The organism is Geotalea toluenoxydans JCM 15764, assembly GCF_001311985.1.
In the GTDB taxonomy this organism is placed as follows: Bacteria; Desulfobacterota; Desulfuromonadia; order Geobacterales; family Geobacteraceae; genus Geotalea; species Geotalea toluenoxydans.
Genome location: NZ_BBCJ01000010.1, coordinates 91870 through 113351, shown reverse-complemented (window position 1 = coordinate 113351; position 21482 = coordinate 91870). Strand labels below are relative to the sequence as shown.

14 protein-coding genes and 5 pseudogenes are annotated in these 21482 nt (G+C 50.6%); 2 read left to right on the top strand and 17 right to left on the bottom strand.

Annotated features, from left to right (window positions below; genetic code table 11):
* The first annotated feature begins 270 nt into the window (after window positions 1–270).
* Window positions 271–2522: pseudogene (locus tag JCM15764_RS08485) on the top strand (NADP-dependent malic enzyme).
* 421 nt (window positions 2523–2943) lie between these two features.
* Window positions 2944–3369, top strand: a complete 426-nt coding sequence (locus JCM15764_RS08480; RefSeq protein ID WP_243688611.1) for an energy transducer TonB — start codon at window positions 2944–2946, stop codon at window positions 3367–3369.
* On the opposite strand, the gene JCM15764_RS08475 is transcribed toward JCM15764_RS08480, so the two are convergent.
* From JCM15764_RS08475 to JCM15764_RS22480, 17 genes and pseudogenes are all read right to left on the bottom strand, one after another.
* On the bottom strand, window positions 3355–4452 hold the full coding sequence (locus JCM15764_RS08475; RefSeq protein ID WP_243688610.1) for a tetratricopeptide repeat protein: 1098 nt from the start codon (window positions 4450–4452) through the stop codon (window positions 3355–3357). The genes JCM15764_RS08480 and JCM15764_RS08475 overlap by 15 nt on opposite strands.
* 284 nt (window positions 4453–4736) lie before the next feature.
* A complete protein-coding gene (locus JCM15764_RS08470; protein WP_054694629.1) occupies window positions 4737–5717 on the bottom strand; it encodes a tetratricopeptide repeat protein in 981 nt (326 codons plus the stop codon).
* Between the two features lie 100 nt (window positions 5718–5817).
* On the bottom strand, window positions 5818–7725 hold the full coding sequence (locus JCM15764_RS08465) for a transglutaminase TgpA family protein (protein WP_054694626.1): 1908 nt from the start codon (window positions 7723–7725) through the stop codon (window positions 5818–5820).
* 15 nt (window positions 7726–7740) lie between these two features.
* Window positions 7741–8361, bottom strand: a complete 621-nt coding sequence (locus JCM15764_RS08460; protein ID WP_243688609.1) for a DUF58 domain-containing protein — start codon at window positions 8359–8361, stop codon at window positions 7741–7743.
* Window positions 8362–8572: 211 nt separating this feature from the next.
* The gene (locus JCM15764_RS29460) at window positions 8573–8857 is read right to left on the bottom strand and encodes an AAA family ATPase (RefSeq protein WP_439645272.1); all 285 of its coding nucleotides are present in this window, start codon (window positions 8855–8857) and stop codon (window positions 8573–8575) included.
* Entirely contained in the window at window positions 8821–9513 is a 693-nt protein-coding gene (locus tag JCM15764_RS08455) for an AAA family ATPase (protein ID WP_439645271.1), read from the bottom strand. The genes JCM15764_RS29460 and JCM15764_RS08455 overlap by 37 nt, the downstream gene beginning before the upstream one ends.
* A 58-nt stretch (window positions 9514–9571) precedes the next feature.
* Window positions 9572–10261: a YkgJ family cysteine cluster protein gene (locus JCM15764_RS08450; protein WP_054694623.1), complete on the bottom strand. Its 690-nt coding sequence runs from the start codon at window positions 10259–10261 to the stop codon at window positions 9572–9574.
* A 78-nt stretch (window positions 10262–10339) separates the two neighbouring features.
* Window positions 10340–10888: an orotate phosphoribosyltransferase gene (pyrE, locus tag JCM15764_RS08445; protein ID WP_054694620.1), complete on the bottom strand. Its 549-nt coding sequence runs from the start codon at window positions 10886–10888 to the stop codon at window positions 10340–10342.
* Window positions 10881–12305 (bottom strand): amidophosphoribosyltransferase, encoded by a 1425-nt coding sequence (purF, locus tag JCM15764_RS08440; RefSeq protein ID WP_012647962.1) that lies wholly within the window; start codon window positions 12303–12305, stop codon window positions 10881–10883. The genes pyrE and purF overlap by 8 nt, the downstream gene beginning before the upstream one ends.
* A 70-nt stretch (window positions 12306–12375) precedes the next feature.
* A pseudogene (locus JCM15764_RS08435) lies at window positions 12376–13147 on the bottom strand (phosphoribosylformylglycinamidine synthase subunit PurQ).
* A gap of 70 nt (window positions 13148–13217) precedes the next feature.
* Window positions 13218–16202 (bottom strand): annotated as a pseudogene (locus tag JCM15764_RS08430) (phosphoribosylformylglycinamidine synthase subunit PurS).
* Window positions 16203–16204: 2 nt separating this feature from the next.
* Entirely contained in the window at window positions 16205–16912 is a 708-nt protein-coding gene (locus JCM15764_RS08425) for a mechanosensitive ion channel family protein (protein ID WP_243688608.1), read from the bottom strand.
* Complete coding sequence (locus tag JCM15764_RS22485) at window positions 16861–17280, bottom strand: hypothetical protein (protein ID WP_243688607.1); 420 nt, start codon at window positions 17278–17280, stop codon at window positions 16861–16863. Before JCM15764_RS22485 ends, JCM15764_RS08425 begins: the two co-directional genes overlap by 52 nt.
* Entirely contained in the window at window positions 17273–18568 is a 1296-nt protein-coding gene (purB, locus tag JCM15764_RS08420; protein WP_054694618.1) for an adenylosuccinate lyase, read from the bottom strand. The genes JCM15764_RS22485 and purB overlap by 8 nt, the downstream gene beginning before the upstream one ends.
* A gap of 65 nt (window positions 18569–18633) precedes the next feature.
* Window positions 18634–19409: pseudogene (locus JCM15764_RS08415) on the bottom strand (MBL fold metallo-hydrolase).
* A gap of 104 nt (window positions 19410–19513) precedes the next feature.
* The gene (locus JCM15764_RS08410; protein ID WP_369412284.1) at window positions 19514–20962 is read right to left on the bottom strand and encodes an ATP-binding protein; all 1449 of its coding nucleotides are present in this window, start codon (window positions 20960–20962) and stop codon (window positions 19514–19516) included.
* Between the two features lie 179 nt (window positions 20963–21141).
* Window positions 21142–21435, bottom strand: a pseudogene (locus tag JCM15764_RS22480) (ATP-binding protein); the annotation flags it as partial.
* Window positions 21436–21482: the final 47 nt, after the last annotated feature.

Below are 21482 nucleotides of genomic sequence, written 5' to 3'. Positions count from 1 at the left end.
GAGCCCAAAGCCGTTCCATATGTCACCGTCCTTGAATGTAATCATTTGAATTATTACTAAATACCTTGATTTTACAATCTTTGCCATTACTATTTCGTTCCAATAAAATCATTTTATATTTTACCTATATTAAATTCTTGACAACTAATAAGTAAAGTGCTTAATGTAGGCAGCTGCTGGCCACACAACGTTTTTCTAAAACTATGTTAGAATTTTAGAGAAGGCAAATTTTAAATTAAAGTAAAAGGATAGCCACCAAGGGAGGGCCGTATGACAAAAAAAATGGATGCATTGGAGTACCATTCCACCGGTCGCAAAGGAAAAATAGAAGTCATTTCTTCAAAACCCTGTCTCACGTCACGTGATCTTTCTCTGGCTTACTCACCGGGGGTCGCTGAACCCTGTCTCGAAATAGAAAAGAACCCTGAAGACGCCTTCAAATACACTGCCAAGGGCAATCTGGTCGCCGTAATCTCAAATGGAACCGCCGTCCTTGGTCTCGGCAACATTGGCGCACTTGCCGGCAAGCCGGTTATGGAAGGGAAAGGCGTTCTTTTCAAGCGTTTCGCCGACATAGATGTTTTCGACCTGGAGATCAATTCGGAAAATCCAGAAGAAGTGATCAAGGTCTGTCAACTTCTGGAACCGACTTTCGGCGGCATAAATCTGGAGGATATAAAGGCGCCGGAATGTTTTTACATCGAAGAAGAGCTGAAAAAAACGATGAACATACCGGTTTTCCACGATGATCAGCATGGCACAGCGATCATTTCATCGGCGGCACTGATCAACGCTCTTACATTGGTGAATAAAAAGATCGAGGATATAAAAATTGTCGTCAATGGCGCCGGTGCTTCCGCCAACGCCTGTGCAAACCTGGCCATTTCCCTTGGAGTCAGGCGGGAAAACCTGATCATGTGCGACACAAAAGGTATTATTTATAAAGGTCGTACCGAAGGGATGAATAAATATAAAGAAAGATTTGCCGTCGATACCTCTCTTCGCACTCTTGAAGAGGCGGCCAGTGGTGCCGACGTCCTTTTCGGTCTTTCGTCCAAAGGGGCATTTACCCCCGAAATGGTACGCAAAATGGCCACTAATCCTATTATTTTCGCCATGGCCAATCCCGACCCGGAAATAACCCCCGAAGAAGCTCATGCCGTGCGTGGAGACATCATCATCGCCACCGGCCGATCCGACTATCCCAACCAGGTAAATAACGTTCTCGGCTTCCCTTTCATCTTTCGTGGCGCCCTGGATGTGAGGGCCACCACCATCAATGAAGAGATGAAAAAGGCTGCCGTTGCGGCTCTCGCCGATCTGGCAAGAGAGGAGTGCCCGGATTCTGTCTGCCGAGCTTATGGCAATGTCAAGTTTGCCTTCGGTCGTGACTATATCATTCCCAAACCATTCGACCCAAGAGCACTGCTACGAGTCGCCCCGGCCGTTGCAAAAGCGGCCATGGATTCAGGCGTTGCCAGGCAGCCCATACCTGATATGGATAAATATGTCGAACATCTGGAATCCTGCAGGGAAAAGCCAAGGAAACACTGCGCATGATCATCAACAAGGCGAAGTGCGATCCAAAACGTATCGCCTTCCCTGAAGGTGACAACGAAAAAATACTCAGGGCGGCGCAGCTTGTGGTGGAGGAGGGTATTGCCTCACCTCTTTTGATAGGCAACCGTTCGAAGATTCTGCAAAAAATGGAAGAGATGAACATAGATTCAAATGGCCTTACTATCATCGATCCCGATGAATATGAGAAGACCGAAAGCTATGCCCAGGAACTTTACCGGCTGCGTCAGCGTAAAGGTTTGACCCTTTCGGAAGCACGCCGCATCATGAGAAGAAAATCCCGCACCCACTTCGGCTGTATGATGGTAAGGATGGGTGATGCCGACACACTTCTTTCCGGAATCGATACCCATTATCCGGAAACAATCAGGCCTGCCCTTGAAGTCATCGGTAAGCAGCCCGGGCTTAGCAGCGTCCATGGCCTCTACATGATGGTATTCAAGAAAGGCATATTCTTCATGTCCGACACCACCGTGGAAATTGATCCAAATGCGGAAGAATTGGCTGAAACCGCCATTCTGGCCGCAGATAAAGTGCGCATGTTGGACATTGAGCCTAAACTGGCCATGCTCTCCTTTTCCAACTTCGGCTCGGTTCAGCATCCCGATGCCCTTAAGGTAAAAAAGGCAGTGGAGATCGTCAAAGAGAAGGTTCCCGGCCTTGAAATCGAAGGTGAAATGCAGGCCGATACTGCTGTAGTTCCTGAACTGCTTGAAAACTACCAGTTCAGCGCCCTCAAGGGTCCGGCAAATGTTCTCATATTCCCCGACCTGAACTCCGGGAATATCTGTTATAAACTCCTTCACCGACTGGGGGGAGCTGAAGCAATCGGTCCCATACTCATGGGAATGGACAAGCCGGTACATGTGTTGCAGCGGGGCGATGATGTAACCGATATTCTCAACATGGCTGCCATCGCCGTGGTTGACGCCCAGAATTCATAACAGAAGCTACATCGATCTCTGCAAAAAAGGCCGCCCCCCGATGGTGGCCTTTTTTTCTTTGCAGTTGTCAATTTTGCATTGAATCTGCTATATTTTCCAAGTTTTTCAGCAATAACCATGGAGGGTCAAAACCAATGGCTCAGGCACTGGAGGTAATGCCTCCATCCTTCAGCCCCGCAGGCATCAAGCTTTCCGCCTGACGGTTGTCCTGTCTATTCTCTTGCACCTGACAGTTTTTGCAGGCTTGACAGGCAGCAAATACGGCAGGGTCGGGGAAAAAAACATCGCTTTCCTGGATATGACCATGTCTTATCCTGCAGCCAGCCCTGAAGCATCCGCTTCTGTTTTCAGAGATACACACTCTGCCATTCCCCAACAGATACCCGCGAGAGCGATTTCTGACCCGTCTGAGCTGAGCTACATGCAGGAAAAAATAGAGAAGAACCTGCAGGCATCCGGCAGCGCCAGTGCCATACAACAGGTTTCAGTCGGGCTGGGGGCAACGCGGGGTTATTTCCGCAGCCTCGGTGATGGAGAAACCCTCCGAGAGGACATACAGGCATACTACTTTGAGTTACTGCAGAACATCAACGAGAAGTGGTGGCTTGATAAAGACATCGACAGGATGGGAATCAAGGAGGTGGTGATGAATATCGTCATCGCCAGAGATGGGACTATCGTTGCAAAAGAGCTTGTGCACAGTTCGGGTAATACAGGTTATGACAAGGCGGTACTGAAGGCTCTGGCAGGCGCCGGATCTCTTCCCCCCCTGCCCGAGACCTACAATGGCGATTTTTTTCTCGCCCCCATCCGTCTGGTTGCTCCCTTGAATTTATTGGCTTCCTGATTCCGGAGTTTCCACCAACTCTTCAAGTTCTTCATAGTCAAGCTCCATCAGCTCAAGGGAATCCGGTCCTCCCTCCAATGAAGCTATCTTCAAAGCCACTCCGGGAAAATCCGGGTTAACTTTTTTCACTTCTTTGTAAATATCAAGAGCTTCGCTGGACCGACCAGATGTTTCACAAAGCAAGGCCAGCTCATACTTAAGTCCGAGCATATCTTCGTCAGTTGCCTCTTCCAGTGACATCGCCTCAAGCAGCATCTTTTCAGCCTGTTCAAAATCATTTTTCTCCCGATAGCAGGCAGCCTGGAGGGAAGCGCAGTCCAACTTTCTTTTGGGGCTGGCAGAAGCACGCCTGAACTCCCCAATGGCATCATCATAAAGCCCCATTTCCTTATATGCAATGCCGAGATCGAAATGGGTTTCAGCATCTCCCTGATTGGTCTGTTCATCCGCTTCAGTCAGCATCCCGTCCCATGAATATTTAGCAGCTTTGACGCTGACAGCCGGTTCTTCCGCCAGGGTAAGAGACTCCTCGAATTCGTCGAAAAGCTGATCGATTCCTTTGGAAATGTCGATGCCAAATTTGTCTTGTTCGCCATCTGGCAGCTCATCCTCAATATCCAACAAAGAAAGCTCGGGCAGATCTTCGGCTTCTTCCGGCAGCAGAACAAGATGCTCGTGCTCCGTGAGACCGGTCGAGTCCAGCTCAAGCAGGTTTCCAGCATCAGATACACCATGCAGTTCTTCAGGTTCTCCAAGCTCCTCTGCAAGCTCCAGTGACAGGGATTCAGCATCATCAACAACTTCGCAGATTTCTGCCGAAAGCTCCATTTCCGGCTCATCAAGGACCACATCCACTGCTGAAAATTCTTCTTCAGCAAGGTTCAGTGTTTCCGCTTCAGTTTTCCCATCGAATGGAACTTCTTCAGACAACAAGACATCTTCGTCAATTGCCAGCACATCTTGATCAGAGTGATCAATCTCTTCTGCCGCTGACGTTAAATCTTCTTCTCCGGGCAATAATTCTTCCCCAGCTGAAAGTATATCGTCCTCAGATGGCAGAGCATCCTCTTCCAGAGCTGCCAACTCGGCAGCAACATCTTCCCCGTCATCTATGGAAAGATAGATATCCTCTTCCCAATCTCCCCCGCATTCAATTTCAGAAGCTTCAGCAGTTACGACAAAATCGGAAGATTCTGCCGGTCCAGCGGGCATGCTTTCAATTCCCGGATTTTCCATGCACCCGATTGCAGATTCGGCTGCCTCTTCTTCCAGGGGAAAAGTTTCCTCAGGCTGAGGTTCAACCTGTTGAATACTATTTTCCAGCAAGGTCAGCTTTTCCGCCTCGCCACTTTTTTGGTAGAGTTCCTTTAGCCCTGAAACGATCCTTCCGTCGTCTGACCATTCCCGAAGAGCCATGTACAGGCTTCCAGGGTGCCGAAAGCAGACTGCGCCAGGAAGAAGCCAGAGTGTTTGCCTAACAGTTCTACCCCTTCCGCATATTTTTGTTCCGCCATGGCGGAACGGATAATTCCTTCACGGGCAAATAACTCGTCGGGAAAGAGGCGTATTATCAGGTCATAGGTGAGCCTCAGTTTTTCATGGTCTTCCTTGACCTGGTAAGCCTGGATGAGCAGTTTCCACAGGGGGAGGTTCGTGCTGTCCTGCTTTATCAATCCACTTAGTTTGCCAATGGCATTATCCACATCGGATTTCACCAGGACGGCAAGGTCTTCGACTGAAAGCTTCGCACGATCTGGGAAAAGGTTGGCGATTCTTGCTTCCATCTTCTCGGCAGCAGATTGATTGCCGGTGGTCTTCAGCAGGTTTGTCAGTCTCGTATATGCATCAAAGGCAGCGTCCGGCTCTCTCCTGGCAAAGAGAAGCTCAGCATGTTTCTGGCAGGTGGCAAGATTTTCAGGATCCAGCTCCAGCATTTTTTCGACTGTCTTGACGGCATCGGCCAGTTGGGAGTTCTTTTCGAAGAAATTGACGGCGGTCCTGTATTCGTCGAGGGCATTACCGGTCAGTCCCTGTTTGCCGTTAAGTGCAGCCAGGATGACGGTTATCTTGATATTATCGGGAGTAAGCTTCTGTATCTGCTTGTAGACGGCTATTGCCTTGAGATAATAGCCATTGTCATCGTAGAATTTGCCTATAACCTCATATTCCGTTACGGCCTCATCATTGCGCCCGGAACGGACCAGAAGCTCTGCAAGCCGCTGCCTGTGGCGGGTATCCTTGGGATCTAGTGCTACAACCTGTTGATAGTCCTTGATCGCTCGATCGAGCTGTCCCTTTAGGATAAATTTCTGTGCACTTTCCAGAAGTTTTTCTCTATTTGAAGCCAAAGAAGCACCTTCACCGTTAAAGTAGATATATTACCGCTAGTCAAATTAGTTCAAACCCTGCGCCATGTCAAGGCTTATGAAGCCTAAACCTTTGGAATACTTATCCTTGGCGGTCCTTTTCGAGCAGAGAGAGAATATGCTCCAGCTGCTTGATTTGTTGAACCGTCAAAGGCTGTTCATGGTAGACAGCTTCCCCGTAAATTGAAGCAAAATGCTTCACCCATGGGTCCCCAGTCTCGTCAGCCAACTCATATAAACCAAAGGTACCTGGTTCTTTGGTGAGCGGATATTGCTTGCCGACAATCCTGAGAAAGTCGGAAAGGAGCCTTTCTTCCCTGGTTTTGACTCGCTTTGTGCTGATCAATCGGGCAAAGACAACAGCTGCCACAACTACCAGCAAAACAACAAAAATCTTCAAGTCGGCTATCTTCAGTTGTTTCAGGTTGCGACTGGCTGCACCAGCCAATGAAATCTGGCTCTCAAGATCGTAGGTAATGACTGCCCTGTTCCAGTAGTAACCAAAAAGGTCCAGGTAGGCTTGCAACTGGCGCATCATCCCCTGCCTGCCCGCATCACTGCTGCGTACGGTATTCACCGCCCAGCGGGTCGGATCAACCGTTACCCATCCCTCCCCTGCCAGGTACACCTCCATCCAGACATGGGCCATGTCTTCAGTTACCGTGTAATAGCGGCCAATGGGGTTATACTCGCCACCAAGATACCCTCCCACAAGGCGTGTCGGCACTTTTGCCAGCCTCAGCAAAGTTGCTGCAGAAACTGCAAAAAACTCGCAATTTCCACTGCGTTTATCAAAGAGAAAGGTGTCGATTGAAGATGAACCGGTCGGTAAGTCGCTGGTGAGGTAAATGAAGCTTTTTCCCCTATAAAAGTCTTCCAAGCGGGAAAGCAACTGATGATGGTCCCGGCTTTGCCGTCTCAGGTCACTGGCCAGGTTCTTCATACGCGGAGATATGCCTGTCGGAAGCTTCAGGTAGAATTTGTGGTGTATCCCCCCGACAACACCGATCCTGTCGCCCATGATGGATTCGACACTATAGCTGATGCGCCTTTGCGACTGATAGGATTTGTAGAAAACCAGATCTCTGGACGCGATGGCCCTGGTTCCTGACAGCTGCCGGGGAATGTTTAACGTGATCAGGTACCTGTTTTGGGAAGGTTCAGGATAAATGGTCTGCCGTATGGTTGGTCCAGCTTTAACCCTGGAAACTTCACCGGCCGGAGGTTCAATTCTGCTCCAGGTATTACCTGCGATCTGATTCAGGACGATGCCGCGCCAGTACAGCTGACTCTGTTCCACTCGGCTGCTTTCGGCCCGGAAGGCTACTATTTTGGCTGCGGCAGTGGAAGCCGTACCCGGTTCTATTTTATCACTGAAACCGGTGACCTTGGCAGATGGCTTCTGAACCAAATGCCACAGCGGATACTGCGTTCTTGGGAGTATAAGAAAGAAAAAAACCGTCAGAGGGATGATAGCCAAAGACATTAGCAGGGAAGAGGTCAATATCTTTTTCATCCCCGGGCGGCTGATATTCATTTGGGGGTCCTTCCCGTGAAAAGTCAGCAGCACCATGGAAACCGTGATCAGCACCAACTGAACGAGCAGGTAAACAAGGAAAACCGCATCCAGGCTATAGAGCGAAGAAGCGGCAAGTGCTATCAGGGCAAGCACGAAAACCTGCAGATGGTTTCTTCCACTCTTCTCACTGATGAGCCTTACCCCGAGCAGTAGAATGATGGCATTCGCCGCAGGGGAAAGCACGTTGTCTCTACTGAACTGCACCATATAGAATGCAAAAAAAAGGATAGAAACCAGGGTGGTAATAGATGCTGCCGGATATCGGTTCCGGTAATCGGCAAGGATCCCTGCAGCAAAGGCAGCTAAAAAGAGGAATCTGGGGGCTGGCTCAATGTACGGGAAAAGAGGTATGAAACCGAGCAGGGCTATGCAGAAGGTAAGAAAAAGAAGGGGGATCCTAATTCTGATCATAGAGCGCCAACTCCGTCAGCAAACGGAGCCTGTGTGATTTTGAGGCCTTCGGTTGATTATCCTGTCACTGATCCTGAGGCCGACAGGGCGGTTGTCACGGATAAGACGGTTGATGAGAAATACTGCAGAGGAAAGGCGCGCCTCCAGGGTCGAACCTGGTAACAGGCGAGGGTCGAGGATCACAGGCTCTCCCCCCCCAGCGCTCATCTCTTTGACCTTTAACAGCGGGTGTTTTGCCGAAAGGCGCCAATGGATCATTTTAAGTGGATCGCCACCGGCATAATCCTTGATCCTGTTCACCTCTCCCTCCATCCCTCTGCTCAGCGGCAAAGGATCGGTATTCGGTTGACCTTGTTCGGCTGCAGTTGCAAAAGAGGCATGGATGGGGGCTGGAAACACAATGAATTCATCTTCAAGGCGTAGACGGTTGCATCGGACGAAAAAATTGACCGGAAAAGGGGAAAATACCAGCGCCTCTCCCATGGGTTGTAGCCCCCTATGGGTGAATTTGACGACGACGGAATCTGTTTCGGTGGAAGAGCTGCTTATGTAGTTGAAATCCATAGACTTGCCACAGACCATGATCTGCAGAAGGAATGACGGCATGAGCCGTTTTGTGTTGGTAAGCTTAATCACCGCAAGAGTTTCAGCACCGGCGTAAATCTCCTCGGGGAGAACTAACTGCAGTTTCAGGCCCCTTATATTGGCCCAACCGGCAACACCGGATACTGCATGAATCCGAGCATGGCGGATACTATAAGGAAAAGAAGATTATTGCCGGTATTCACCGCGGCAAAACCGAGAAACAGCGTCAATGCTATATAAATGCCACCTCCCTTTGTTATCCTTAAGACAGCGGCACGGGTATCTTTTTTACGATTGACCGTAACAACTCCTCCTTGTCGAGGCTTTGGCTCTCTTCTTTCGTGATGAGCCGATGGGAACCGACGGCGACGACTATCTCCTTCACATCCTCCGGGATGACGAAATTCCGTCCCTCCAGGTATGCCACCGATCTGGCTGCGTCGGCCAGATTGATCCCTCCCCTGGTGGATATACCTGACAGTACCAGGGGGTGGTCGCGAGTCGCGGCAATTATGGCAAAAATATAGCCAACAATATTATCGGCCAAATGGACTCGTTCCCTGATTTCTCCCTGTGCGGCAATAATATCCTCTTGAGTGAGCATTGCTGGATGGTTCGGATCTCATCTCGAAGGCTGCCATACCTGATAATTGATTTTTCCATGTCCTCCGGTGGATAGCCGATACCGGTCCTGATTATGAACCTGTCCAGTTGGGATTCCGGAAGCGGATAAGTTCCCACCTGTTCTACCGGGTTCTGGGTGGCGATGACCAGAAAAGGCTCAGGAAGCTGGTAGGTTACCCCTTCCACCGTCACCCGTCTCTCCTCCATGGCCTCCAGCAGAGCACTCTGGGTCTTCGGCATGGCCCTGTTTATCTCATCCACCAGCAGAATATTGTTGAAAACCGGCCCGTTAATGAAGTGAAAGGAGTTCAACTCTCTGTTAAAAATGGAGAGCCCGGTTATATCCGACGGCAGCAGATCACTGGTACACTGTATCCTGCCGAAGGATAAACCCATGGAATTGGCAAGGACAAGGGCCAAGGTCGTCTTGCCCAGCCCGGGGATATCCTCCAGAAGCACATGTCCGCCGCTCAACAAAGCAACGAAGCATAGCCTCACGGCGTGAGCCTTGCCTTTCAGATACCGCAGAGACAGGGTATCCACGACACTTACAATTTTATCCCTTGTTGCAGATTGCATTTAAAAACCTTCTCTCAAAACTGTCGACTGTTTTAGGATACAGTGCTGCCATCATTTTTCAATGGTCCGGTCGGACATTAAGCAACCGGCCCCACTCCTGCCACTGGTTAGCATCGAAAGTGAGGAGGATGGCAGCCGGAATCACGGTATCGAGTTCATTCAACTGAAACTTTAACAGTTCACCAGTAAATACCCCGAACAACGACAGTTCGTCCTGAAAAAGCCGGATGAATTCGAAGCGGATTTGCGGCAGGGAAATGGGTTCTTTGCCGACGAAATTGAGGCTGCAAAGTGCCGGGTCCATGATTTCGCCTCCCATATCAACCAGGGGCAGTCCGTGGAGCCGGCAGGTCATGGGACGATGCTCGTAGACCAGACATCGACCATTTTCATCAAGGAGAACACAAGGCGTTTCATCCTCATTGGGCATGATTTTATCCCATTCCTCGTCTGAACGGTGATTCAGGGTAAAGGGAGGTGCAAACTCGGGCCAGATAGCCCTGATTGCTTCAAGGCGAGATCTTGCCCGGTCTGCCACCTTGTACTGCACCCCCTGCTCCAGCTTGTCGAATCCGCTTTTCAGGAAACAGGCATCGAGAAGGGTAATGTCGAAGAGACCTCGGCAACAATGGGAACAGCCTTTGCTGCAGTGAATATCTTCGGGAGCCGCTGATAAACAACGCCCGAACCAGGCGTCAACCCTTGAAAGAAGCTGACCGTATAGGGTAAGAATATTGTCAACCTGCATGAAAATGTCCTGTATTCAATGAAAAAGGGCAGCGAATCAATTCGCCACCCTTTGAACAGTTATCGTAAATGCATCAGATCAAGCCAGCACTTCGGACTTGGTGAAGATTGATTTAAGCCAGTATCCCTCTTTCTCTATATTTTCACGTCCACCCTCTTCGCGATCCACGAGTGTTACAACGCCGAGTACCTTAAGACCTTCTTCTTCCGCCCTTTTTATGGCCTTGATAGAAGACCCTCCGCTGGTGACAACATCTTCAACGATGACCACCCGTGCTCCGGGTTTGAAATTTTTCCGTCCTTCAAGCCATGCGCCCGTCCCGTGGCCTTTCGGCTCTTTTCGGATGATGAACGCAGGAATCGGCTGCTTTTCCAGAAAGCTGACGACAGAGGTAGCAGTGGCAATGGGATCGGCGCCAAGGGTCAATCCCCCTACCCCTTCAAGCTGTTCAACGTCCTTTATCGCTTCGAAAAAAAGCTTGCCGGTCAGATAGCCACCTTCAGGATGAAGAGTGGTTTGCTTGCCGTCGAAATAGAAATCGCTTTCCCGGCCCGAGGCCAGCACGACCTTTCTTTTCTCATAGGATAGCTCAAGGATGATCTGTTTTAGCCTAGCCTTGTCACTCATATTCTGGAAGCTCCTTTTCAAATAGGTCTAGCTGTGGCGCAATGCCCAGCTTAGGGAATTTAACGGGATAGCTCCCGGTGAAGCAGGCACGACAATAGCTGGTATTTTCGGTCCCGACAGAACTGATCAGACCATCCTCCGACAGGTATCCCAGGGTGTCGGCAGTTATATACTTGCGGATCTCATCAATGGTATGGGATGAAGAGATCAATTCCTTGCGGTTGGGGGTGTCAATGCCGTAATAGCAGGGATAACTGGTTGGGGGAGAAGAGATTCTCACATGGACCTCTTTGGCTCCCGCATTACGGATCATCTTGACGATCTTGCGTGAAGTGGTGCCGCGGACTATGGAATCGTCGATGACAACTACCCGTTTGTCCTTGAGGACCTCCCTTACCGGATTCAGCTTGATCTTCACCCCGAAATGGCGGATCGCCTGCTGAGGCTCGATGAAGGTGCGTCCCACGTAATGGTTGCGGATCAGCCCCAGCTCAAAGGGTATTCCCGATTCTTCGGCGTAACCGAGAGCGGATGGCACTCCGGAATCGGGAATGGGAATGACAATGTCGGCATCCACCTGATGTTCCCGTGCCAGTTGGCGACCCATTTCCTTGCGTACCTGATAAACGTTCTTGCCGAAGATATATGAGTCCGGACGGGCAAAATAGACGAACTCAAAAATGCACGGGGTGGGATTCGCCTTTTGCAGCGGGAAGTAAGAGGTCATCCCCTCATTGGTAATGATGATCGCCTCTCCCGGCTCAATTTCGCGGATGAATTCGGCGTCGATGAGGTCAAGGGCGCAGCTTTCCGACGCGACCACATAGGAACTGCCCAGCTTGCCCAGACACAGGGGCCTGAAACCGTTAGGATCACGGACGGCAACCATTCTCGTTTCCGTGAGAAAGAGCAGGCAATAGGCCCCTTTGATGCGGTTCAGCGAGTCGGAAATCCTGTCGAGGAGAGAATTGGCCTTTGAGGTGGCAAGCAGATGGACAATGATCTCCGTGTCCATGGTCGTCTGAAATATTGAGCCGTATGCTTCCAGCTCATCCTTGATGATCTGGGCATTGACAATGTTACCGTTATGGGCAACGGCAATGGACCCTCTTGAGTAGTCGACCATGATGGGTTGAACGTTTTTTATGACTGAGGAACCGGTGGTAGAGTAGCGTACATGGCCGATTGCCGATTTTCCGGGCAGTGATTTGAATATTTCCTGGTTGCCGAAGACATCCGCCACAAGACCCATGCTTTTATGGGCATGGAGAGAAGAGCCGTCCGAGGAAACGATACCGCAGCTTTCCTGCCCACGGTGCTGCAGAGCATAGAGGCCCAGATAAGTCAGATTGGACGCCTCGGGATGGTTGAATATTCCGAAAATACCGCATTCTTCTTCTGGTCGTTGTAACTTCATAACGTAAACGTACTCCTTCCCCTGAATGGGATCTTCAAGGGATGTTCGTTGTAGAGGTGCACCGCAAAGCTCAGAAGTTGTTCTTCACATATTCTGCAGCGTTCCTGAAAAGAACAAGACCGTCGCCGTCTTCCGGCAGGTCTTCCCTAGTCCAGCGGGGGTGCTGGATGCGGTTGACGAAAGCCTCGGGGTGGGGCATCAGTCCCATGATCCTGCCGGATTCACTGCTTATGCCAGCAATGGCATTGACCGAGCCGTTGGGATTGAGGGGGAATTCCATGGTGGCAGACGTATATGCTGGATCGGAATAAACGAGCACGGCAAGATTGCCTTTCTCGATCCGCTCCAGCGTTTCCGGGCCATCCACGACAAATTTACCTTCCCCGTGCCTGATGGCAGGTAAAGACCTTTTCCACACCGCGGGTGAAAATACAGTTGGAGGCGGTGTTGTTTTTAAGATAGACCCAACGATCCTGAAAACGTCCACTGTCGTTAAAGGTGAGGGTTGCCACCTGCTGGCGGCCATTATTGGCAAAACCCGGCAATAGACCCATCTTTACCAGCAGTTGAAAGCCGTTACAAACACCCAGCACCAGCTTTCCGTCATCGATAAAGCGTTGCAACTGTTCAAAGAGATGTTCGTTGCCGCCCTGGGTCTTGGCATAACGAAGGCGATTGGCTTGGGCCTTTGCGCTTCCAAGGTCGTCACCGTCAAGAAAGCCGCCGGTGAGATTCAAAAAGTGAAAATCGTCCAGCCTTATTTCGCCGGAGAGAAGGTCGGAAATGTGGGCAATCCGGGCTTCATCGAACCCTCCGAGGCGGCAGGCATGGGCAGCCTCCATCTCGCAGTTTGTGCCGTTACCCGTTATGATCAACGCCTTTGCTTTAGCCATTAAAAAACTCCCGAAACTATTACAGTGATTGCAGCGGAGACTGCCATGCTTCTTTAAGACTGGCAATCTCAGCTTTAACGACTACCTTACCAGAAACGCCTGTGATGGTTAAAGTGGTATCTGCCGTGACCTGACCAATGCGGGCAACCGCCTGACCGGACATCACATTTTCAAATGCTGCTGACTTGCCGGGATCTACCGTGACAAGAAGCCGTGATGCTGATTCGGAAAAAAGGATGGCCTCGTCATCCAGTGATGCACTCGCCTTGATGGGCACCGCATCAAGATTCACCGCAAGACCGAAACCTCCGGCAAAAGCGGATTCAGCAGCAGCGACGGCAAGTCCACCGTCGGAAAGATCATGGCAGGAAGCGACTAATCCTTCCACCACCGCGGCATGGTAGGCCCGGTAACTGTTCAAGGCGGTTTCGGCGTTGACCTGTGGTACTCTGTTACCGGTAAAGCCTTTGGCTGCCAGGTATTCAGAGCCGCCCAGCTCGTCAGCTGTCTCCCCCAGTATATAAACCACGTCACCAGGTCTTTTGACATCCATGGTCACAGCCTTGCGGGCATCTTCCATTTTCCCTATGACTGAAAAGAGCAGCGTCGGAGGAATGGATATTTTGGTGGTCCCGTCATAGAAGTCGTTTTTCATGGAATCCTTGCCGGAGATAAGAGGAATGCCGAAGGCCACGCAGTAATCGTACAGGGCCTTGTTGGCCCGCACCAGCTGGGCCATCTTGTATTCACCGTCGGGAGTCTTTTCCGATTTGACCGGGTCGCACCAGCAGAAGTTGTCCAGACCGGCAACCAGGTCCGGCGAGCCGCCGACAGCGATATAGTTGCGCAGACCTTCGTCAATGGCATTGGCGGCCATATGGTAAGCATCTATGTCACTGTACCTCGGGCAGATGCCGTGGCCGACAACGACCCCCTCGAAGGAGTCGAGGATGGGTCTGACGACAGCAGCGTCCGAAGGACCATCATTATCGACACCGGTAAAGGGTTTGACGACGCTCCCCCCCTGCACCTCGTGGTCGTAACGGCGGACCACCGACTCTTTTGAGCAGATATTCAGCGAGCCGAGCAGTTTGAGCAGGTCTTCGGTGTAGTCGCTCTTGCCGGCCGGCTTCGGCTCTTCATGATGTTTGATCTCCCAGACCCCCCGCATCTCCATGGGAGGCAATCCGCCGTGAAGGAAGCTGATCGGCAGAAAGGCCACTGTTGTTTCGCCATGGAGGATATGGAAATAACCGGAATCGGTAAATTCTCCCAACACCGTCGCCTCAACTCCCATAATCCTGGCCAGAGCCAGGAATTCATCGATTTTAGCAGGAGGAACGGCAAGGCTCATACGCTCCTGGGCCTCGGAAATGAGGATTTCCCATGGATCCAGCCCGGCGTACTTGAGGGGCGCCTTGGACAGGTCCAGACGGCAGCCGCCGCACTCTTCGGACATCTCTCCGATTGAAGAAGAAAGGCCGCCGGCGCCGTTGTCGGTAATGAAATTATAAAGACCGCGGTCCCTGGCCCGCAGGAGAAAATCGGTCATCCGTTTCTGGGTGATGGGATCCCCTATCTGTACCGCTGAAACCGGAGATGATTCATTCAGCTCCTCGGATGAAAAAGTGGCGCCGTGGATACCGTCCTTGCCGATGCGTCCGCCGGTCATAACGATCAGGTCACCGGGATCTATCCGCTTCACATGGGATGGTTCGCCGTTGATGACGGCCGGCATGATGCCGGCGGTGCCGCAGAAGACAAGGGGCTTGCCGGCAAAGCGGTCATCGAAGACCAGCGAGCCGTTGACCGTGGGAATGCCGCTCTTGTTTCCCCCGTGCTCAACCCCTTCGATGACCCCTTCATAGATACGGCGCGGATGAAGCAGCCGTGCAGGAAGCGGCTTATCGTAGAAGGGCGAGGCGAAACAGAAGACATCGGTGTTGAAAATGAGCCTGGCTCCTTTGCCGGTACCGAATGGGTCACGGTTGACGCCGACGATGCCGGTGAGCGCTCCGCCGTAAGGATCCAATGCGCTGGGCGAATTGTGGGTTTCCACTTTGAATACCAGGGAGTAGTCATCATTGAACCTGATTACTCCGGCGTTATCCTTGAATACCGACAGACAGAAGTCCTTGTCGCCAAGGTTCTCGCGGACCGTGGCCGTGGTCCTCTGAATAAAGCTTTTAAACAGAGAAGAAATCTGTTCCCGGTTTCCCTTCTCATCCATATATTCGACGTTCCGGAAAAGATCTTGTGTTTGCAGTGTTCGGACCAGGTCTGGGCCAGGGCTTCCAGTTCCACGTCAGTCGGCCGGTCACCCAAGCCTTGACTGCGGCGGGCGGCGAGAACCAGTTCGTCCCGGTAATGTGCCTGGATAATCTTCATCTCATCTAGAGTGAGAGCAAGAACGCCTTCGCGACTGATACGCAGCAACTCCTCATCGGTCACATTCAGATCGATCTCTTTAACAGTGCCTGTGGCGTGAACGGCAACCTTGCACATAAGCCTGCATACCTTTCTGCGCCACAAACGATGCGTGATCGAGTATCTGGTAGCGCTGGATGAGTGTATTGCAGAGAAGCCCGGTAGCTATGCCTTCCATCTCCTTGAGGTCCAACCCGCAGGTGAACAGGTACTGGACAGATGTATAGACACCTTCACCTTCCCGAAAGGGGCGGCCAATGATGTACTCGATAGCCTCTTTGGCGGTCCTGCCCACGTTGTCTGTAACACCGGGCCGGAAACCCACCTCCACGACAAAATCAAAATTGCGACCGATAGGCACATCGATGGCAAAATCCTGAATGACAGGATCGGAAAAAGGACCGGCAGCTGCCAGTTCGAGCTCGGCGGCAGTGAGACCGGCATCGACCGTAAACACATCTATTGTCCTGACCTGCTTGACAGGTACGTCCAGAAAGTGCTCTATCTCGCTCCTGATCCGTTCTCCCCGCGCGTCGCGAACGTTATCCTTCAAAGCTATTTCTATTCTATGGGCCATTATCAGTCCTTTTCCATCAGTACCGTTCTCGTTGGATACGGTATCTGTACGCCGTTTTCCTGAAATCTTTTTGCGATCAGACAATTAATCTGATCGGTAACTGAAAAAACCTTTGTGTAATCTTCTACCCAGAAAAAAAGTGAAACATTCAATGCGCTGTCGCCAAAGGAGACGAAAAAAGCCTCCGGAGAAGGATCTTTGCGGACATGTGGTATCTCAAGGGCAGTATTGACCAGCAGCGCTTTGACGGCAGAAATGTCGCTCCCGTAGGCAACCCCCAGGTTGATCCGCCCTTTGCTGAGGACATCGGGAAAAGCCATGTTGATCAGCACCGTGTTGCACAACTCCGAGTTGGGGATAATCAGATAGGTATTGTCAAGGGTCTTGATCTTCGTGCTGCGAAGGCCAATATCGATTACATCGCCAATCTGACCGCCGGCAAGCTGAATGCGGTCACCGATGTGAAAAGGGCGATCCAGCATCAGGGTGAATCCGGAGATCATGTTGGCCAGGGTGTCCTTTGCCGCTAGACCTATGGCAAGAGAACCGATACCGAGAGCGGTAATTATGGACCAAATGTCGTAATTGAAATGTTTGAGGGTAATTATCAGCGCTGTGCCGATGAGAAAGATGCTGATCAGCTTTTCAACCAATGGTATCAATTGCCGCAGGCGCTGCTCTCCACGCCGGTCATCCTGGCGGCATACCACTGGAGAAACTCATCGGCAGCCCTGTATGCAATGATGGTGAGGATTATCATATTGATGACGAAGAGAATCCCCGAGGTGATAACGTGGGCCTTTTCGGGCAACGGCAGTGAGGCTACCGCAAAATAGAGGCCGGCGAACATGAGCAGAAGAGACGTCGGCGGCGTCACACGCCGCAGGATCCGGTCATCAAGATCGGTCTTGGTAAAGGAGGTGAAGCGAGGCCCCCAGGTTACCAGCACATGCCCAAGCATCAGGGCAAGCAAATAAAAAGAGGCAAATATGATGACGGCAATAAGGGTTTCCTTCAGCCAGAAAAGGAGCAGCCCGTCTGCCGCCTCAAGTTGAAAAAACCGTATCAGGTTATCCACCGAATACCCTCGTGAAAATGGTATCTACGTGCTTCAGGTGATAATTGAGGTTGAAGGCTTCCTTGATCTGCTCCTCCGAAAGAGTACTGCGGACCTCGGCATCGTTCAATAACTCGGTCTGGAAATCCTTCCCTTCTTCCCAGACCTTCATGGCGTTTCTCTGCACCAGTGCATAGGCGTTCTCGCGGGAAACGCCATTATTGGCCAACTCCAGCAGTATTCGCTGGGAGAATATCAGGCCACGCATCAAGTTCAGGTTTTTCATCATGTTCTCCGGATAAACAACCAGATTGTCTATCAGGCCAATGCAGCGGTTCAACATGAAATCCATGAGAATGGTGGCATCGGGGCCGATGATACGTTCAACAGAAGAATGGGAGATGTCCCGCTCGTGCCACAAGGCAACATTTTCCATGGCGGAAACGGCATAACCGCGGATGAGCCTGGCCAGGCCGGTAAGATTTTCCGAAAGCACCGGGTTCCGCTTATGGGGCATGGCTGAAGAGCCTTTTTGTCCCTTGCTGAAGAATTCCTCGGCTTCAAGAACTTCGGTACGCTGCAGGTGTCTGATTTCAACGGCGAATTTTTCGATTGAAGAAGCAATGATGGCCAGGGCAGAAAAGAATTCCGCATGGCGGTCACGCTGTATCACCTGCGTAGAACACGGAGCCGGCTTCAGACCTGCCTTGGCGCAGACAAATTCTTCCACCTTCGGATCTATGTTGGCGAAAGTACCCACGGCACCGGAAATCTTGCCGTAGGCGACCGTTTCACGCGCTGCTTCCATGCGCCTCAGGTTTCGGCGCATCTCGTCATACCAGAGAGCCATTTTCAGGCCGAACGTCACCGGCTCGGCATGAATACCGTGGGATCTCCCCATCATGGGGGTATCCTTGTGCTCCATGGCTCTTTTCTTTATCACTTCCATCAGCTTCTTGATGTCCGCAATGATCAGATCGCTGCTTTCCTTGAGCAGCATTGCCAGGGATGTGTCAAGCACATCCGAAGAAGTCAGCCCAAGGTGAACGAAACGTGAATCGTCCCCGATATAATCAGCTACTGAAGTAAGAAAAGCGATTACATCGTGCTTCACCGTTTTTTCAATTTCGTCTATGCGGGGAACGTCAAATTTTGCCTTGGCCTTGATCCGGTCTACCGCTTCCTGGGGAATATTCCCAAGCTGGGCATGGGCCTCGCAGGCGTATATCTCAATCTCCAACCACTTCTGGTAACGGTTCTCGGGTTCCCAGATCCTGGTCATTTCCGGGCGGCTGTAACGTTCGATCACTTTATGATTCTCCTGTGAAATTAATAATCAGACGACAAGGTCTGTAATCAGTAAGCGTGGCTGAATCAGCCATTGATACAAAAGACCGCACTCACCTGGTCCTGAGTGCCGACTATCAGCTTGGGTGAGCAGATATTAGTCGACGCAAGCATGGTTGTGGCAGCGCTGTGGGCCAGACTTGGATCATTGTTGACTTCAGAAAGATGGGCGAGGAAAACACCTTCGAGACAAGGATGGAGTATTTCTTCAAGTAAGGCGGCAGAATCATTGTTGGAAAGATGACCATGACGGGATCTGATACGCTGTTTCAGATGCCAGGGGTATGGCCCGTTCATCAACATGTCCTCATCATGGTTTGATTCAACTATGACAATGCGGCATTTCTGCAGTTTATCAACAACGAGCCTTGTGGCAATGCCAAGATCGGTAGCAACCCCCATGGGCCCGTCACTGCTTTCGACAATGAAGCCTACCGGATCACAGGCATCATGGGTAATGGGAAACGGGTCGATGGCAAGATCTCTGAAGCAGAAAGAATAACCTGACTCAAATTCAATGACCTGCGTTTTGGCCAGATAGCGCGATGCTTCCTTGTGGGTCGGATAGCTGAGAATGACAGGAATCTTTAGCTTGCGTGCAAGGCTCCCGCCCCTCTGATATGATCCTGATGCTCATGACTGATCATGATCGCATCGAGTTCGCTGCCTTCAACTCCTATTGCATGAAGCCTGCGCAAGATCTCAACGGCGGAAAGGCCTGCATCAAGCAAAAGTTTCGTTTCACCGTTTTCGATGAAAAGAGAATTGCCCTTGCTGCCACTGGCAAGCAGGCAGGCTCGCATATAAAGACTCCTGAGCAGTTTTTTTACGGCAAGGAAATCGGCAGGAAAACTTCGTATATATACAGGAAAACAGGAATGGATTCAAGGCCAATTTTCTAATGTTATCAGTGGAGCAGATTCATGTAATCAAGTGACGAATCCCCCACCAGTGGATTCAACGGCAGAAGTATGTGAAAGATGGAACCGGAACCGCTATCTGAATTATACCCTGGAGATTCAACCCATATTTCTCCACCGTGCATATCGACGATTCCCTTGGCAATAGACAGTCCGAGCCCGGCGCCTTTGGCTTTGAATGCAACTTTGCCGGTGCTGTGCTCTTCGATGTTTCCCGCTTCATAAAATTTGTCGAATATACGTACCTGATCCTCGCGGTCGATGCCGATGCCGGTGTCGGCAACAGCTATTTCTACATATAGGTGGTGTTCCTTACCTATATTTACAATCGATTGGCCCTGGACGCTGTCGGCAGACTGCTTGCTGCGCAGGAGGTATTTCGCGCTTGTGGTCACTGTAATTTCACCCCCGTCGGGAGTGAATTTGATTGCGTTGCCGAGAACGTTGGAAAAAAGCTGTACGAGCCGAAACATGTCCCCCTTGATTGCAGGAATGCTTTCATCCAGTTGGAGGGTCAATTTCTGCTTACGCATGGAGAAGAAAAAGGCAAGTTCCTTTACTGCATCCCGTACCAGCTGATTCACATGGACATCATCTATTTTTAGCTGCAGCCTCTTTTCGTCAATCATGGAGACGTCGACCATATCCTTGATTATATTGTCCAGGCGCATGGCGGCACTTGAGATATTTCCCACCATCTCAAGTACCGTGTGATCGACTTTATCGGCCATGTCTGTGGTAATCAGCTCGGCATACCCCATGATAACCGTCAGAGGAGTTTTGAGTTCGTGGGAGGCCAGACCGAGGAAAGAATCCTTCATTTTGTTGAGCCTGACAAGGTCGGCGGCGCTCTTTTCCAGATTCATCATGATTTCCCGTTCTTTGGTTACATCCCGGAATATGGCCTGAACAAGACGGTCATTGCCGCTTTCGATGCTGCTGGCATGCAGTCTGGAAACTACCAGTGCCCCACCTTTTTTAACAATCTGCATTTCCTCCGCAATATGCAGCCCCTGGGAAGCATCTTTGAATATCTTATGTATCTTTGGAATATTTTCTATGTTCAACAGGAGCAGCATCTTTGTCAACGGCAGGCCGACCAGTTCCCGTGCACTGTAACCGAAAAATTCTTCAGCCATTTTGTTTACCATTTTCACGGACTCGTCTTCACCTACCACGACAATTGCATCACTGGCGTCCTCCATCAAAGACTTGTAAAGCTCTTCCGATTTCTCCAGCTCATGGCTGAGGTGCTCCAGTTTAAGATACGAGGAATGGAGTTCACTGTGGGTTCTTTCAAGCTCTTGATAGTTTTTCCTGATCTCCTCATCACGGTTTTTGAGATATGCGGACATGACGTTGATGTTTTTGGCCAGTTCATTGAATTCATAAACAGGCACTTCCTGGATCCGCACATCGAATCCACCTTCAGAGATCTGTTTGACGCCCTTAAGCAGAACAGAAACAGGTTGAATGATGCTTTTTTCATGAAAATCACTACCAGGGAAAAGGAAAAGAGCAGAAAAACCAGCAGCAGAAAGACCGAGCGAAGAATCATACCTTTGACCTTGGCAGATATGATCGATTCCTCAAAACCTATATGGACCTGTGCTGTGGGCTTTCCATCGGCAGTTTTGACAATTGTTACCGTATCATAAAAAGCGGGATCTTTGCCGACGAGGTTTATCTGAACGGCTGGATTGGATATGTAGGAACGACTCGCTCCCCTGATGGCTAGATTTTGGAATTTGGGGTCACTCAGATATAAAATGTTGCCATCCAGGTCGGTTATTATACAATAAGCTATATCTGGATTACCATCCACAAGCTCTCGACATTTCTCGGAAATTCCTGCTATATCACGAATATCGAGCCCCAGATTAAGGACTTTCTCAATGCTCCCCTTCATAGATGCGCTAAGGCTCTGTGATCTAAGAAACAGTGCGTTTATATAAT

Coding starts and splice junctions, on each gene's coding strand:
- JCM15764_RS08480 (WP_243688611.1), top strand. CDS start 2,944: ATGCAGGAAAAAATAGAGAAGAACCTGCAGGCATCCGGCAGCGCCAGT.
- JCM15764_RS08465 (WP_054694626.1), bottom strand. CDS start 7,725: ATGATCAGAATTAGGATCCCCCTTCTTTTTCTTACCTTCTGCATAGCC.
- purF (WP_012647962.1), bottom strand. CDS start 12,305: ATGAAGTTACAACGACCAGAAGAAGAATGCGGTATTTTCGGAATATTC.
- pyrE (WP_054694620.1), bottom strand. CDS start 10,888: ATGAGTGACAAGGCTAGGCTAAAACAGATCATCCTTGAGCTATCCTAT.
- JCM15764_RS08455 (WP_439645271.1), bottom strand. CDS start 9,513: ATGCAATCTGCAACAAGGGATAAAATTGTAAGTGTCGTGGATACCCTG.
- JCM15764_RS08450 (WP_054694623.1), bottom strand. CDS start 10,261: ATGCAGGTTGACAATATTCTTACCCTATACGGTCAGCTTCTTTCAAGG.